This window comes from Paenibacillus sp. FSL R7-0048, from assembly GCF_038004505.1.
GTDB classification, from domain to species: domain Bacteria; phylum Bacillota; class Bacilli; order Paenibacillales; family Paenibacillaceae; genus Paenibacillus_AQ; species Paenibacillus_AQ odorifer.
The window spans coordinates 6,984,051-6,997,934 of record NZ_JBBORF010000001.1 but is presented as its reverse complement, the minus strand read 5'-3'; the positions used below and the strand labels follow the sequence as shown (position 1 = coordinate 6,997,934).

The following is a 13,884-nucleotide window of genomic DNA, read 5'->3' as shown; positions in this document are numbered from 1 at the left end:
AAGTTAGATATAAAGGCTCACTTACATACAAGATAAGTAAACTATAATAGACTCGTGGGCACTCGACATTTTTTGACATTTTTTTATAATTGAGGTGATAAAATCGATGATTTCCCCCTTTTTTAAAAAGAAAGATTCAGTGGATAAGCAATCCAAGTCGGATATGGTTCAAAAGGTACAATTATTAGATGAACAGGTCGAAGAAATAGAAGAAAAGACCTCGGACGAGACTTTAGCTGGATTGGTTACTACAGGCAAAGCTCAGCTTGATAAAAAATCACTCGATTTGATCTTCTCCGTGGAGCAGATTATTCAGGCCAGACAACATGCGGAGACCAATATTAATGAGCTTCAGGATCGGTTAACCCATTCCAGCAGTCATGTGGAGCGCTTAAACCGGGATATGAAGAACCTCAATAAGGTTATTGAGGAAAGAGAAAAGAATGTCCGCGAGCTTGAGCATAAGTTGATTGAGAGAAATTTGAAGGTCGATCAAGTGCTGGAGGATTACCGGGAGCTTCAAACTACGCTCACAGCTGAGATTGAGGAATTGAAGAGTACCATTGAGCTGGAGCAGCAAAAATATGTAAATCTGATTCAAAAACATAACGAAGCCCATGCAGAGAAACTCAAAAAGATGAATGATCTGGAAGAGAAAATCGGACGGGTTGAGATTGAGAATGCACATCTAAAACAAAAGTACGATACGATTCGCCAAGAAAAGGCGTATCTCTCGGGTATGATCAGCGATTTCACCAATCGGATGACGGTTCCTTTTGGGAGTGGCAGTAGTCTGACGGATCGAAACGATGGAAACGGAGATACATAGGATTCATGGCATCTAAGGAACCGGACACCATTCTAATGATTGAGTTACTGTCGCTTGAGCATGAACAGGCCGGTTATCAGATTGAGGTAGGTCTAACCCGTAATGTTGGGTACGCAAGAAGCAAGCTCACCATAGATGAATTTACATACGAACAATTGAAGGCGCTAGGTCCCTTTTCCGGAGGGAGAATGAGATTGTCGCTGTATCCGAAGTGGGATCCGTTTCGGAATAGTTACTACAGCACGCTGATTATAATGAACAGAGCTTACAGCGAAACATTGTATTTTGCCTGTTCTGAAAATTATGTAACCCAACTTCTTCAATTAAAGCAGCAGGACTATCCTCAAGTAGAAGAGGAGAGGGTAGTTCAGACCATGCTTCCCTCTACAGAACCAGGGCATAGGATAAGCAGAAAGAAGACCAAACGAATTGGACTGGTTGCACTGCTGTGTCTCATGTTCGCTTGTTTGATATTTGTGTTACCTCTGCGAATGGATGGACAACTCGTAGATAGTGCTGAAGCGCTGGAGGAACCCGTATTAGGGGCCGACTCTGAGCCATTACTTTCGGTACCGTTCGTTACCCTAGCGCAGACGATATCGGTTCATAACCAGCAAGCTGAGCCTACACCAGAACCTTCAGTCCCTCCTCAAGAACAGACATTACCGTACGAAAAGTATGAATTACCCGAGAATGAATTTTTGTATAGTTTGCCGAAGGGTTATGTTGCCTTGTCATTTGATGATGGACCGTCAAAGTATACGAAAGAGATCGTAGATATTCTAGTAGAACATAAGGTGGCTGCCACCTTTTTATTCATTGGGAATAAGGTAGCTCATAATGCGGAAGCCGTTAGGTATGCTAATGAGCATAAGATGTCGGTTGGGAGTCATTCGTGGGATCATAGCAAAATGACTGCTAATGGCGTTGAGGAGAACCGGAATAACTTGGCGAAGACTAATCAGGCGCTGGAGGAAATTACACAATCACCGATTACTATTTTTCGGCCGCCATATGGGGCGATCAATGACAAGTTAACCGCCAAGGTGACGGAACAGCAGATGAAGGTATTATTGTGGAATCGTGATCCCGAGGATTGGAACGTCAAGAACCCAGAGGATATTCTTCAATATGTTCATCATGCCGATCCGTCCGGCGGAGTCTATCTATTTCACGAAAAGAAGATTACTGTAGAAGCTTTGCCCGCTATCATTAAGTATTTCCAAGAGAAAAACCTAAAATTTGTTGTTTTTAAATAGAATCAGAGAATCCATGTTATTGCAGAATAAAAGTGGCTGTTACAGGGTTGTGATCACTGTGTTCGAAGGATAACTCATGACCCTGTACGCCGCTTATGCTGACGTTTGGTGAGACTAGGAAGCCATCAATCACTGCGCGGAAATTCACACCTTCTGAATAGGCAACATCGAGCGTCCGGACGGAGGGTACCTTGGCATCTACAGCCCACTGAAAGCCCTGTTGAAAATGTTCAGGGAATTCCTGCAGCCATTGCGGCCAATCCTGCGTTGTCTCGAAAGCATCAGGAGCTGTACCCGGAAGGGAATGGTTCCAATCTCCCCCTAAGATGAGGTAATTCCCTTTGTCATTCTCCTTCTTGATATAAGCCGATAAATACTCCAATTGCTGTTTGCGAATCGTTCCGCCTTGGTCAAAGGCTGATAAATGAAGATTGACTAGAATCAGTTCTTTTCCATTATCAACGGGGAATCTGCTCTCCACAAAAGCACGGTCGAGATCAAATTGCTGGCGAGGCCAGGTTTCTTTGCCCGGGAGATCATATCTAATATTACTTGTGCTGTTAAAACGGGATAAAGTTAATAAACCGCTGTTCACCGAGCCCATCGGATCAAGAACAGGAAGCGGTACCCAAGGTACCTTGTAGTTGGTCGCGAAAACATTGCTGTAATCAGCAAATTTATTCGACAAGTAAGAGACTTCATCTATACCGTTGCTACGGGAAGAATCGATGTCGACCTCCTGCAGCATGAACAGGTCCGAGTCTGTAACTGTCATAAGGGACGCTACGGCCTCAAGGTTTATCTTCGTTTGTTCCCTACTGCTTGAGCGTGACTTTGTTCCGCCATCCATAAAGAAATCTTGGCCTTTATCCAACCCGGCGTAGCCAATATTAAAGGTAGTTACAGAAAAGGACTCTCCCTGCTTCATTACTTGCTGCGGATTATTGTTTACAGTAAGTGTAGTAATCTCCTGTGGTTTATAGTCAGTGAGAGTAATATACACTAAAAAACCGCCAAGGATTAGAACGGCAGCTAGAAGGGTGAGGCTGATTGCTTTTATTCTTGTTGAACCCATATGATTCCATCGCTCCTTAGATACATGTTCATAGAACAGACTTTAATGGTGTAAACTTCGACACAACCCAATAACTCCCCTTGTTTTAATAAAAAAAATTTGAGACAATGAGTAGTGATGGTCTGAACTTTAACGTTTTGAAAAGAGGATAACGAATGAATATAGAATCCATTTATGGATTAACTTTTGATCAACTGGCGGCATGGCTGTTAGAACGTGGACATAAAAAGTTTCGGGCTACGCAGGTCTGGGATTGGCTTTATCGGAAGCGGATTACAGACTTTTCGGAAATGCTCGATGTAAATAAAGATTGTGTAGAATTATTAGAGCAGAATTTTGTCATTCATACCTTGGAAGAACATGTGAAGCAGGAATCTGCGGATGGGACGATTAAGTTCCTGTTCCGCCTAAAGGATGGCAACCTGATCGAGACCGTGCTTATGAGACAGAAATACGGCTTGTCTGTATGTGTAACCACGCAAGTGGGCTGCAATATCGGCTGCAGCTTCTGTGCAAGTGGGCTATTGGCGAAGAGCCGGGATCTCTCCAGCGGAGAGATTGTGGAGCAGATTATGAAGGTCCAGCAGCATCTGGATGCGGCGAACCTGGATCAAAAGGTCAGTCACGTCGTAGTGATGGGCATTGGCGAGCCATTCGATAACTTCAAGAACCTGCTCGATTTCCTGGCGATTGTCAAAGATCACAAGGGACTAGCAATTGCAGGTAGAGGGATTACCGTATCAACGAGCGGATTGGCTAACAAAATCGTTGAATTTGCGGATGCGAATACGCAGGTGAACCTGGCGGTTTCTTTGCATGCCCCTAATAATGAACTGCGGACGCAGATCATGAAGATTAACAAGGCCATTCCAATAGAGAAGCTAATGGAGTCTATAGATTATTATTTGGAGAAAACCAAGCGGAGAATTACGCTGGAATACATTCTGATGAAGGATGTAAACGACGGCAGAGAGCATGCGCTTGAACTGGCCGAGCTGATTGGCGATCGACGCCCACTCGTCAATGTGAATTTGATTCCTTATAACCCGGTGGATGAACACAGCCAATATCAAAGAAGCGAGCGGGAGACGGTGCGGGCCTTTTTTGATACCTTGAAGAAGCAGGGTGTCAGCGTAAGCACTCGTCTGGAGCATGGTGTGGATATTGATGCTGCCTGCGGACAGCTGCGAAGCAAACAAATCAAGAAATCCAAAGCCATGGCTTGACGGACTACCTCGACAACAATATGTTACTTTTTGTGATACAATGACGTGGCAGGTATTAGGAAAAGAGGTTGATTGAGTTATGTTGACATTTACGGGCTACAATGTGGAGAATGTAAAAGATCCTTTCGGTATACTAACCGGTAAACGGTATGAATTTGTCGTTCAACTGGACGTTCCAGAGGATGATGAGCTGTATGTAGAGAACGGAGTATCCGCTAGAGCGATTATTAAGGTGGATGAAGATCAAGTCAGCATCGTAAGTTATGATCTACAGGAGACAACTTCAGGTCAACTGCTCGATTTCGATATGGAAGAGGACGAGGAAGAAGCGTTACTCCTTTTTTGTAAAGAGCATTTGCCAGAATAATTAAGCAGCATTGACCTCCTTGCCCAATGTTCCATTGTGGCAGGGATTTTTTTAAAATATAAGCATTTATATGTTTTGTACTTTAAAGTATCTTTATATTTCTACGAGAAATGGTTGTCGTCCTTTAAGGACGACAATGTTGTTTCTTCTTGTAAGATCTTTCGCAAGTTTGGGATATATCGGTTAAAATATTATAAAGCATCCAAAATAGGAGTTGTATACATGTCTAATGAAGAAGTGTTCTTGACCAAAGAAGGGTTGGCTCAATTAGAGGAAGAGCTGAAGGAATTGAAAGGCGCAGGGCGTAAGGAATTGGCCGCACGGCTTAAATTGGCGATCAGCTATGGAGACTTGAAGGAAAATAGTGAGTACCATTCGGCCAAGGACGATCAATCGTTCATGGAGACTCGTATTATGATTCTGGAGAAAATGTTGACCAAAGCCAAGATCGTGGATGAGAGCCAAATGGATCTGTCAAAGGTTAGTATGGGTTGTATTGTTATTCTGAATGACATCGAATATTCGGAGAAGATCGAATATAGAATTGTTGGAGCTGCTGAGGCAGATGTTCTTAATAACAAGATTTCCTATGAAAGCCCGCTAGGCAAGGAATTGCTGGGTAAAAAGGTCGGCGATATTGTTAGTGTAAATGCACCGATGGGCATCATTAAATATGAGTTGCTTGAGATCAAAATGATGTAACAATATACCGAAAAGCTCCCAACCCTTTGTAAGGGTTGGGAGCTTTTTTGCTGGTATGATAGGTTTTGGCTATGAGATATATTGATTTCATATCTTAGACGTTCTGCGCTGTTACGCTTATAGTTTGAAGTAACCTACAGCAGAGGAGTTCTATTCATGATCCAAAGTGTGTTATCGACGTTATACCAAGTCATCGTGCCTTTGTCCATTCCTGTGATCGTGGGTGCCCTACTTGGGAGGTTCAAGAATCTGGATACGAAGCCGTTATTGACACTTTATCTATACTTTTTAACGCCGGCAATTATTTTAAATACATTGGCTACTGCAGAGATATCCATGGATGATATTTATAAGACGCTCGCCTTTTCGCTTCTAAATCTAATCTTCTTATGGGCGATTGCGAATATAGTCGGCAAATTATTGAAGCTAGATCCATCCGAAGTATCCGGTCTGACCTTGATTTCAACGTTTACGAATAGCGTGAATTATGGACTTCCGCTGGTGTTGCTAGCTTTCGGACAGCTTGGTCTCGATAAGGCCTCTGTATATGTGATCGGACAGATGATTATCGTGAATACGATAGGCGTTTATTTTGCAGCAAGATCTCAGTTCTCGGTAAAAAATGCAGTGAAATCGGTCTTTTCACTTCCTGCCATTTACGCAGCTCTGTTGGCCCTTCTTCTCCGTATCTTTGGCCTGCATTTGCCTGCAGAGGTGGCTACAGGGGTTGCCTTGGTAGCTGGAGGATATTCACCGGTGGTACTGGCGATCCTTGGCGCACAGATGGTTAAAGTGAGAAACATGCCATCCGCACGCAAGGGTCAGTCTACTTTTTGGACTGGGCTTTCGATTCGATTAATCTTAGCGCCGCTAGTGGCTTACCTCGGATTATCGATCCTGCAAATTACCGGAACCTTGTTCTCTGTGCTGCTGATTTTGGCTTCTATGCCAGTTGCCGTCAACGCCGTCGTGCTAGCCGAGCGTTTTAATGCCTCACCGGAGCTGGTATCCAAATGTATTTTGTGGACGACGCTTGCTTCGTTTCTCGTGTTGCCGGTGCTTATAGTGTTAGTGCAAGGTGCGTAATCCCTTAGAAATCAAAATGATCTGGGTCTGGACCTACCCGCTGATCTTGGTTGAGAGAGTTAATTAGAGTCATATCCTCGTCAGATAATTTGAAATCAAACACGTCTACATTTTCGACGATCCGGTGTTCTTTAGTAGACTTAGGAATGGTGATAATCCCCCGTTGCAGGTCCCAACGGACAATAACCTGAGCGACGGATTTGTCATGTTTGACGGCAATTTGTTTCAGTACAGGCTGATCGAACAATTGACCTTGCATTAACGGAGACCAAGCTTCTAATTGGATTCCTAGCTCTTTGCAGAAGTCGAGCAGCTCTTGCTGATTCAAATAGGGATGTAATTCAACTTGATTGACCATCGGCTTAATCTCAGCATCCTTCAGTACATCTTCAAGATGGTGAATCTGGAAGTTGCTGACCCCAATGGCTTTTACCCGGCCCTCTTTATACAACGTTTCAAGCGCTCTCCAAGACTCTTTATATTTTCCTTTTACAGGCCAGTGAATAAGGTACAAATCCAGGTATTCAAGTCCGAGTTTTGCTAAGCTAGCCTCGTAGGCGGCAATGGTTTCTTCGTAGCCCATATCTGCGGTCCAGACCTTTGAGGTTACGAAAAGCTCTTCTCTGGACAAGCTGTTCTCTTGCAGAGCCTCTTGGATGGCTTGTCCCACGCCTGTTTCATTCTCATAAATTGCGGCAGTGTCAATGCTGCGGTAACCGTGTCTAATAGCCGATTTGATCGCTTGTATCAGTTCTGCGCCTTCTTCCACTTTAAATACGCCAAGCCCTAGCCAAGGCATATTTACACCGTTGTGTAATGTAGTTGTATCCTGTAGATGTTGAGCCATAATAAAGTAACCTCCTAAGATATTTAAAAGTTTGTTTGGGTTGTTAATGGACTGCTCTTTAAGCAGCTTTAGTCTGGAGAGGAGCCTCATCTTTCTTCTCCAGAGCACGGCTCCATGCCGTCAGTATTACTGCGGACAGAACCATGATGGCACCTACCCAAGTGGTATGAATCAGTCCCATATGATCTGTGACGATGCCGCCAAGGTACGCACCAATGGCAATACCAGCGTTAAAAGCAGCAATATTTAATGCAGAAGCTACATCTCGTGCACTTGGCGCATATCGATCTGCAAGCGTAACAACATGTACTTGCAAGCCGGGCACGTTCATGAAAGCTAACAGTCCCATAAAGAAGATCGTAATCAGTGCGGCAACCTTGTAAGGTGCGGTAAAAGCTAAGACAAATAAGACGACAGCTTGGACTGCAAACATATAGAATAGAGCATTCATCGGTTGGCGGTTGGCGGCTTTACCTCCAATCACGTTCCCGATGGCAATCGCAATGCCGTATACAAGCAAGATTACGGCGACTGTATTCTCTTTGAAGCCGCTGATCTCATGCAGAAGGGGCGATAAATAAGTAAAGACTACAAATGTGCCCCCATAGCCCAAAGCCGTAATCGCGAAGGCAAGCAGTAAACGCCCATTGGTGACCAGCTTAACTTGCTCACGAAGGGGTGTATGGGTACCTTTGCGCAGCCCGGATGAAGGAACAAGGATCAGATTGCCGATGAGTGCTATAAGCCCGATAGCAATAATAGCAACAAATGCAGCACGCCAGCCGAGTTGTTGGCCAAGGAACGTACCTAGCGGAACGCCAGTAACAGTAGCTACTGTAAGTCCAGTGAACATGATGGCAATGGCACTGGCCTTACGATCCTCAGGCACGAGGTCGGCGGCAATAGTCGAAGCAATCGACATGAACAAGCCATGGGCCAGAGCGGAAATTACTCTCGCGATTAACAGCAATGTAATTCCGTCCGCAGCCGCCGCAAGACTATTGCCGATAATAAAGACGATCATAATGCTTAGCAGTAAGGTTTTGCGCGATATCGACGTGGTTAGCGACGTTAAGATGGGTGCGCCAAAAGTTACTCCTAAAGCGTATAAAGTAACGGTCAACCCGGCTGTGGTTACCGGTATATGCAGATCCGTGGCGATTAAAGGCAGCAGCCCCACACTGATAAACTCAGTGGTACCAATCGCAAAGGCACTAATGGCTAGAGCTAAGAGCGCCAAGGTGCTTCTTTTTTTATCTAAGGACATTTCTTTCACTCCTACGCTGTGTTAATCACCGGCCGGTAAGTGCTATTATGAAGAGATCTGTCCATTTAGTATAGTACGTACTTTAAAGTGCTATAGGTACTAAAAAGTACCTATAGCGCAACTCGCCAAACCGCAAAAAGCATGGGCACCCTGATCTCGTCAGGTTTGTCCATGCTTTTTTGCTATGCTTGTTATATAGTCCCATTAGGGTTAACGAGACCGTTGTTTAAGGTGGCGCCGCTTGCGCTGCTGCGTCCTGCACCGCTTGCAATTTGTGTAGTGTTGGGGGCGTTCGTATATTGATTGTTGATGACAAAGACTAATCTGTCCACTCCGTGGAGGGGGGGCCTTGTAATTATGCGCCGTTTTCCTTTTTGAAAAATGACAACGATCCGGTCTCTTTTATAGGCCACCCATATTCACTCTCCCATACTTTGACTTCATTAACATTAATGCAGATGGGGGGAATAAGTGATGAATACGGGTGATCTATCTCGAAAAACAATCATTTGCCTAAGTTAGCTGCCTACTAGACGGTTTATTTATTCAAAGCTATATTTGATCCCCCATTGCTCCCGGACATTGCTCATAATGTCCATGACATCCAAGGAGAGGTTGAGGGTCTCTTTATGGCTTTTATCTGCAATATACCGCTGCATATCTTCAATCTCGTATTGCAAAGCTTTGGCTGTATCTCCAGCTTCAATCGTCTCTACTGTGCCATCCAAATATTGAATGGTGGCTTTGCTGGCCCGCGGGAAATTGTCTACGGTAATAAATCCGAGTTCTCCTGCAACCACCCCCCGTTTAGGCATTTTGGAGCGCATTGTAAGGGAGATTACCGCCATTTCATCTGCCGCATTGTTAAGAATAATACCGGATTGCTCGTCCACTCCTGTCTCGAATTGTTTTACCGTAGTAAGAATCTCATGGGGCTGTTTGGACAGGAAGAATCTTGTGAAGGACAGCGCATATGTCCCAATATCCAGCAGTGCTCCGCCCGCCAGATCTTTGCTGAAGAAACGGTTGTTCACATCATATTCTTTATGGCTGCCAAAGGAGACCTGCACCATTTTGAGGCGCCCGATGATGCCGTCATCAATGATCTGCCGCAGTTTCTTATACAGTGGCATATGGTAGATGGTCATAGCTTCGGCCACAACCAGATCCTTTTCAGCGGCAAGTCGGGTGACTTCTTGAAGTTGTTTGCTGTTCACCGTGATTGCTTTTTCGCAGAGAACATGTTTGTTATTCTGTAAGCTTTCAATGATGTATTCATAATGATTGCTATGTGGCGTAGAGATGTACACTACATCAATTGCAGGATCTTGCAGCATTTCACTGTAACTGCCATAAGCTTTCGTGGCTCCATATTGATTAGCGAATTGTTGTGCTTTCTCCAAGCTTCGCGACCCAACCGCATACAACGTTCCTCCCGTTTCATTCAGCGCAGCCGCAAATTCGGCAGCTATACTTCCTGGACCGACAATTGCCCACTTTAAAGGGTTCATTTCCAGCACCTCACTTGTTTGATTTTTTGTTTTTATTTAGAGATACCTTGATTCCATCTGAACCATTCATCTTCATAAAAGTTTTAATATTAAGCACATTTGTGCATTATAATAATAAATGTGCAAAACAATCGTCTACAGTATAGCGGGGGGGGGTCTAAATCCGTCAAACTGTTGAATACGCGGGGGCGTTGTAACATGGATCGAAAAGAAGATAAGAAGCTGCTTATTAAAATAGCACAAATGTATTATGAACAGAATTTAACGCAGAGTGAAATCTCCAGCCAACTTGGTATATATCGTACCACCATCAGCAGGATGCTAAAGAGGGTACGTGAAGAAGGGATCGTTACAATAACTATTAATTACGATACTGGCGATCATTTTACATTGGAGCAGGAGCTGAAGGAGCGGTTCGGGCTACGGGAAGCCATTGTTGTGGAGGTAGATCCTGCACAGTCCAGCACGATTAAACGCAAAGCTATAGGACAAGCCTGTGCGAGATGGCTCGAGCAAGTGCTTCTCCCGAAAGATACGATTGGGTTTTCTTGGGGAAGCAGCTTAGCTAGCGTTGTAGAAAGCCTAACACAAGCCCAGAGACCTTTTGTAACCTGTGTACCTACGGTCGGCGGCCCATCAGGAAAGATGGAGAGCGGGTACCATGTAAATAACATCTGTTATCAAGCTGCTCTAAAATGGGGTGCGCGCTCGTTAATGATTGATGTTCCAGCGATCACGGAGCAAAAGGAAACTAGAGATCAACTGATGAATTCCCAGTATTATCAGACCATTGCCAAGGCGTGGGACCATCTGGATATCGCTGTGTTCGGCATCGGATCGCCGGAAATGAAAGGGGAAGAGGCGTGGCGCGGTTTTTATGGTGATGCAGTGATTGCTGAGCTGGAGAATGGAAAGGTCGCTGGTGATATCTGTTCACGATTCTATGATGGCAACGGGATTCCCGTGCATACCGGAATATCGGATCGAACACTGACCATTGAGCTGGAGCAAATTAAGCAAGCACGGTATTCGATTGGTGTAGCGGAGTCACTTGAGAAGGTAACGGGGATCCTTGGGGCACTAAATGGGGGTTATATGAATGTACTTGTAACGACCCAAGAAACAGCGCAGAAGATATTGGAGTAGTAACTACTAAATGTAAACAATTGAATTTCGTGAAAATAACCTGAAAATGGCATGCAAATTGCTTAAAATTTTGCTTGTAAGCACCAGACAGAGCGTGTAAGATATACAAGGTATTCATTTTGAACATTTATAAAAATATAAGTTTCACATTATACATTATCCTTATATTTGCTTGTCAACTCATATAATCTTGGGAATATGGCCCATAAGTTTCTACCGGATAACCAATGTAATTATCCGACTATGAGTGAAATAGCGCATCTAGGGTTCCGCTTCCTGACTATGGAAGGACTGGACCGAGCGATGCGGACACTATGCAGTGTTACACCACTAAGGGACAAAAACCCAGAAGGACAAATTCACTTGAGAGAAACGACTCAAGGGATTTGTCCTTTTTTTGTTTTTAATTCAGAAGGAGAGATCAAGTTTACTATGAAGGTACTTCAAGAGCGCATCAGACAAGAGGGTCTTATTTTATCAGATACGGTACTAAAGGTAGATTCATTTCTGAATCATCAGGTGGATACGGAGCTTGCCTTACAAATTGGACAGGAGTTCAAGCGGTTGTTCGGACATTTGCCTATCACTAAAATCATCACTATTGAAGCGAGTGGCATTCAATTTGCCATGGCTACGGCCATCGCCTTAGGCGTACCGTTTGTATATGCGAAGAAGAAGAAAGCAGTGACCTTATCTGAAGCGGTCTATTCCGCGCCGGTACATTCTTTTACACGCAAAGAGGATTATATGGTTAGTGTCTCGCAAAAATATATCGGACCAAGTGATAAGGTGCTTATTGTAGATGACTTTTTGGCTACTGGTGCTGCTCTTGTTGGACTGGTTGATATCGTGAAAGAGGCTGGCGCTGAGCTCCTTGGCGTTGGTTGTGTGATTGAAAAATGTTTCCAAGAAGGCCGGAGTCTACTCGAGGATAGAGGGATAGAAGTCCATGCCTTAGCCCGGATCACATCTATGTCACCAGGTGAAATTCACTTCATTGATAATGAAAGTTCAAAAGAGCCAATCAAGGAGAGTGCGAGATGTTAAGCAAGAAAAAAGTATTTGCGTTAGGATTTCAGCATGTACTGGCGATGTATGCCGGAGCAGTTGTTGTTCCGCTGATCGTAGGGAACGCGTTGAACCTGAATGCCACCCAAATGGCCTATCTTATCGCAGCTGATTTGTTTACTTGCGGGTTAGCTACTTTGCTGCAGATTATGGGCACTAAGTATTTTGGCAGCAGGCTGCCGGTTATTCTTGGATGTACCTTTACGGCAGTAGGGCCGATTATCGCTATCGGCAGTGCCAACAATTTGGCGACGGTGTACGGAGCAATTATTTTATCTGGTTTATTCGTGGTACTGGCGGCCCCCCTTTATGGGAAGCTACTGAGGTTTTTCCCAACGATAGTAACGGGCTCAGTCGTGACCATTATTGGGTTATCTCTTATTCCTGTAGCTATGAATAGCGTAGCTGGCGGAGAAGGCAGCGCTGATTTTGGGAATCCCCGCAATTTGTTGCTTGCACTGATCACGCTGCTGGTCATTTTAGCGGTTAACCGTTTTACTACAGGATTTCTTCGCTCGGTCTCTGTCTTGATAGGTCTTTTAGTGGGTACAATTATTGCTTATGGAATGGGCATTGTTAGTTTCTCTACAGTAGGTGAAGCCTCTTGGGTAAGTGTTGCACAGCCTTTCTACTTCGGATGGCCTCAGTTCAATCTTACGGCTATTTTCACTATGATCATTGTTAATATTGTTAGTATGGTGGAGTCCACAGGTGTTTACTTTGCGATTGGTAAAGTGACGGATCAGAAAGTGGAACAAAAGCAGATCGTAAACGGGCTGCGTTCAGAAGGTTTGGCGATTATGCTGGGCGGGATCTTTAATGCATTTCCGTACACAGCATTTTCGCAAAATGTAGGTCTGGTCTCGCTGACTCGGGTCAAAACTCGGAATGTTATTTTTGCAGCCGGCGGGATTATGGTTGTGCTTGGACTACTGCCTAAATTGGCGGCTCTGACAACAGTTATTCCCAATGCCGTACTGGGTGGAGCGATGATCGTGATGTTCGGATCGGTTGCTGTTTCCGGGATGTCGATTCTGTCAGAGGTAGATCTGCGTAAGGATGGTAATCTGCTGATTGCCGCTTGTAGTATCGCTGTTGGATTGGGTTCGGCAACTGTACCTGCAATGTTCGATCAATTGCCTGAATTCGCTCGGATGCTGCTGCAAAACGGTATCGTATCCGGTTCCCTTACAGCGATTGTGCTGAATATCTTCCTCTCGAAGACAAAGGATAATGTTCTGGCAGAAGATCCTGCTGCCCCTGTTCTAACGAAAGAAACTCAAGTTTCTTAATACGTCTAATTCATGTTAAAAGACCAAGCTCTGGTGTGCTGAAACCTAAGCTTGGTCTTTTTCTCATGCTCAGAGCTTGTGCATATGCACAAAAAAATAGGTTGTCCCGTCAATATTATTGGGTTTGTAAGCGCAGTATACTCAGTTTAGAAAGCGTTATCAAATTACACACTGTATAGTGTCAAATTCTTATACTAGGGGGCAACTAG

Annotated in this window: 13 protein-coding genes and 1 riboswitch; of the genes, 9 read left to right on the top strand and 4 right to left on the bottom strand. The window is 44.4% G+C overall.

The annotated features are described in order from the left end of the window. Nucleotides 1–106 precede the first annotated feature (106 nt). Nucleotides 107–829: a hypothetical protein gene (locus tag NSQ91_RS30960; RefSeq protein WP_076124118.1), complete on the top strand. Its 723-nt coding sequence runs from the start codon at nucleotides 107–109 to the stop codon at nucleotides 827–829. A gap of 5 nt (nucleotides 830–834) precedes the next feature. After that, nucleotides 835–2,088, top strand: coding sequence for a polysaccharide deacetylase family protein (locus NSQ91_RS30955; RefSeq protein WP_076124117.1), 1,254 nt, complete (start codon nucleotides 835–837; stop codon nucleotides 2,086–2,088). Nucleotides 2,089–2,104: 16 nt separating this feature from the next. Here NSQ91_RS30955 and NSQ91_RS30950 read toward each other — a convergent pair whose 3' ends face one another. Then, entirely contained in the window at nucleotides 2,105–3,163 is a 1,059-nt protein-coding gene (locus NSQ91_RS30950; RefSeq protein ID WP_076191625.1) for an endonuclease/exonuclease/phosphatase family protein, read from the bottom strand. A 155-nt stretch (nucleotides 3,164–3,318) separates the two neighbouring features. On the opposite strand from NSQ91_RS30950, the gene rlmN reads away from it, so the two are divergent. The 4 genes from rlmN (at nucleotide 3,319) to NSQ91_RS30930 (ending at nucleotide 6,544) form a co-directional block, all read left to right on the top strand. Next, on the top strand, nucleotides 3,319–4,389 hold the full coding sequence (gene rlmN / locus NSQ91_RS30945; protein WP_036682223.1) for a 23S rRNA (adenine(2503)-C(2))-methyltransferase RlmN: 1,071 nt from the start codon (nucleotides 3,319–3,321) through the stop codon (nucleotides 4,387–4,389). A 79-nt stretch (nucleotides 4,390–4,468) separates the two neighbouring features. Continuing rightward, nucleotides 4,469–4,756, top strand: coding sequence for a DUF6509 family protein (locus NSQ91_RS30940; protein WP_036682221.1), 288 nt, complete (start codon nucleotides 4,469–4,471; stop codon nucleotides 4,754–4,756). A gap of 222 nt (nucleotides 4,757–4,978) precedes the next feature. After that, complete coding sequence (gene greA, locus NSQ91_RS30935; protein ID WP_036682220.1) at nucleotides 4,979–5,458, top strand: transcription elongation factor GreA; 480 nt, start codon at nucleotides 4,979–4,981, stop codon at nucleotides 5,456–5,458. A gap of 156 nt (nucleotides 5,459–5,614) precedes the next feature. After that, nucleotides 5,615–6,544 (top strand): AEC family transporter, encoded by a 930-nt coding sequence (locus tag NSQ91_RS30930; RefSeq protein WP_076181882.1) that lies wholly within the window; start codon nucleotides 5,615–5,617, stop codon nucleotides 6,542–6,544. A gap of 4 nt (nucleotides 6,545–6,548) precedes the next feature. Here the strand turns inward: NSQ91_RS30930 and NSQ91_RS30925 are convergent, their stop codons facing one another. From NSQ91_RS30925 to NSQ91_RS30915, 3 genes are all read right to left on the bottom strand, one after another. Next, on the bottom strand, nucleotides 6,549–7,391 hold the full coding sequence (locus tag NSQ91_RS30925) for an aldo/keto reductase (protein WP_076303546.1): 843 nt from the start codon (nucleotides 7,389–7,391) through the stop codon (nucleotides 6,549–6,551). A gap of 58 nt (nucleotides 7,392–7,449) precedes the next feature. Continuing rightward, the gene (locus tag NSQ91_RS30920) at nucleotides 7,450–8,658 is read right to left on the bottom strand and encodes an MFS transporter (protein WP_076124110.1); all 1,209 of its coding nucleotides are present in this window, start codon (nucleotides 8,656–8,658) and stop codon (nucleotides 7,450–7,452) included. A gap of 542 nt (nucleotides 8,659–9,200) precedes the next feature. Beyond that, the gene (locus tag NSQ91_RS30915) at nucleotides 9,201–10,169 is read right to left on the bottom strand and encodes a Gfo/Idh/MocA family protein (RefSeq protein WP_076278259.1); all 969 of its coding nucleotides are present in this window, start codon (nucleotides 10,167–10,169) and stop codon (nucleotides 9,201–9,203) included. Nucleotides 10,170–10,367: 198 nt separating this feature from the next. Here NSQ91_RS30915 and NSQ91_RS30910 point away from each other — a divergent pair, with 198 nt between their 5' ends. The 3 genes from NSQ91_RS30910 to NSQ91_RS30900 all read left to right on the top strand — a co-directional run bounded on the left by NSQ91_RS30910 (nucleotide 10,368) and on the right by NSQ91_RS30900 (nucleotide 13,675). Continuing rightward, entirely contained in the window at nucleotides 10,368–11,315 is a 948-nt protein-coding gene (locus NSQ91_RS30910) for a sugar-binding transcriptional regulator (RefSeq protein ID WP_076218261.1), read from the top strand. Nucleotides 11,316–11,475: 160 nt separating this feature from the next. Continuing rightward, a riboswitch (purine riboswitch) is annotated at nucleotides 11,476–11,579 on the top strand. Between the two features lie 168 nt (nucleotides 11,580–11,747). Beyond that, nucleotides 11,748–12,362, top strand: a complete 615-nt coding sequence (locus tag NSQ91_RS30905) for a xanthine phosphoribosyltransferase (RefSeq protein WP_076181891.1) — start codon at nucleotides 11,748–11,750, stop codon at nucleotides 12,360–12,362. Further along, nucleotides 12,356–13,675: a nucleobase:cation symporter-2 family protein gene (locus tag NSQ91_RS30900; protein WP_036682206.1), complete on the top strand. Its 1,320-nt coding sequence runs from the start codon at nucleotides 12,356–12,358 to the stop codon at nucleotides 13,673–13,675. The genes NSQ91_RS30905 and NSQ91_RS30900 overlap by 7 nt, the downstream gene beginning before the upstream one ends. Nucleotides 13,676–13,884 lie beyond the last annotated feature (209 nt).

Excerpts from the sequence above, each read along its gene's own strand:
- rlmN (WP_036682223.1), top strand. The coding sequence starts at position 3,319 with ATGAATATAGAATCCATTTATGGATTAACTTTTGATCAACTGGCGGCA.
- NSQ91_RS30950 (WP_076191625.1), bottom strand. The coding sequence starts at position 3,163 with ATGGGTTCAACAAGAATAAAAGCAATCAGCCTCACCCTTCTAGCTGCC.
- NSQ91_RS30955 (WP_076124117.1), top strand. The coding sequence starts at position 835 with ATGGCATCTAAGGAACCGGACACCATTCTAATGATTGAGTTACTGTCG.
- NSQ91_RS30940 (WP_036682221.1), top strand. The coding sequence starts at position 4,469 with ATGTTGACATTTACGGGCTACAATGTGGAGAATGTAAAAGATCCTTTC.
- NSQ91_RS30905 (WP_076181891.1), top strand. The coding sequence starts at position 11,748 with ATGAAGGTACTTCAAGAGCGCATCAGACAAGAGGGTCTTATTTTATCA.
- NSQ91_RS30960 (WP_076124118.1), top strand. The coding sequence starts at position 107 with ATGATTTCCCCCTTTTTTAAAAAGAAAGATTCAGTGGATAAGCAATCC.
- NSQ91_RS30930 (WP_076181882.1), top strand. The coding sequence starts at position 5,615 with ATGATCCAAAGTGTGTTATCGACGTTATACCAAGTCATCGTGCCTTTG.
- NSQ91_RS30900 (WP_036682206.1), top strand. The coding sequence starts at position 12,356 with ATGTTAAGCAAGAAAAAAGTATTTGCGTTAGGATTTCAGCATGTACTG.
- NSQ91_RS30925 (WP_076303546.1), bottom strand. The coding sequence starts at position 7,391 with ATGGCTCAACATCTACAGGATACAACTACATTACACAACGGTGTAAAT.
- NSQ91_RS30920 (WP_076124110.1), bottom strand. The coding sequence starts at position 8,658 with ATGTCCTTAGATAAAAAAAGAAGCACCTTGGCGCTCTTAGCTCTAGCC.
- NSQ91_RS30915 (WP_076278259.1), bottom strand. The coding sequence starts at position 10,169 with ATGAACCCTTTAAAGTGGGCAATTGTCGGTCCAGGAAGTATAGCTGCC.
- NSQ91_RS30910 (WP_076218261.1), top strand. The coding sequence starts at position 10,368 with ATGGATCGAAAAGAAGATAAGAAGCTGCTTATTAAAATAGCACAAATG.
- greA (WP_036682220.1), top strand. The coding sequence starts at position 4,979 with ATGTCTAATGAAGAAGTGTTCTTGACCAAAGAAGGGTTGGCTCAATTA.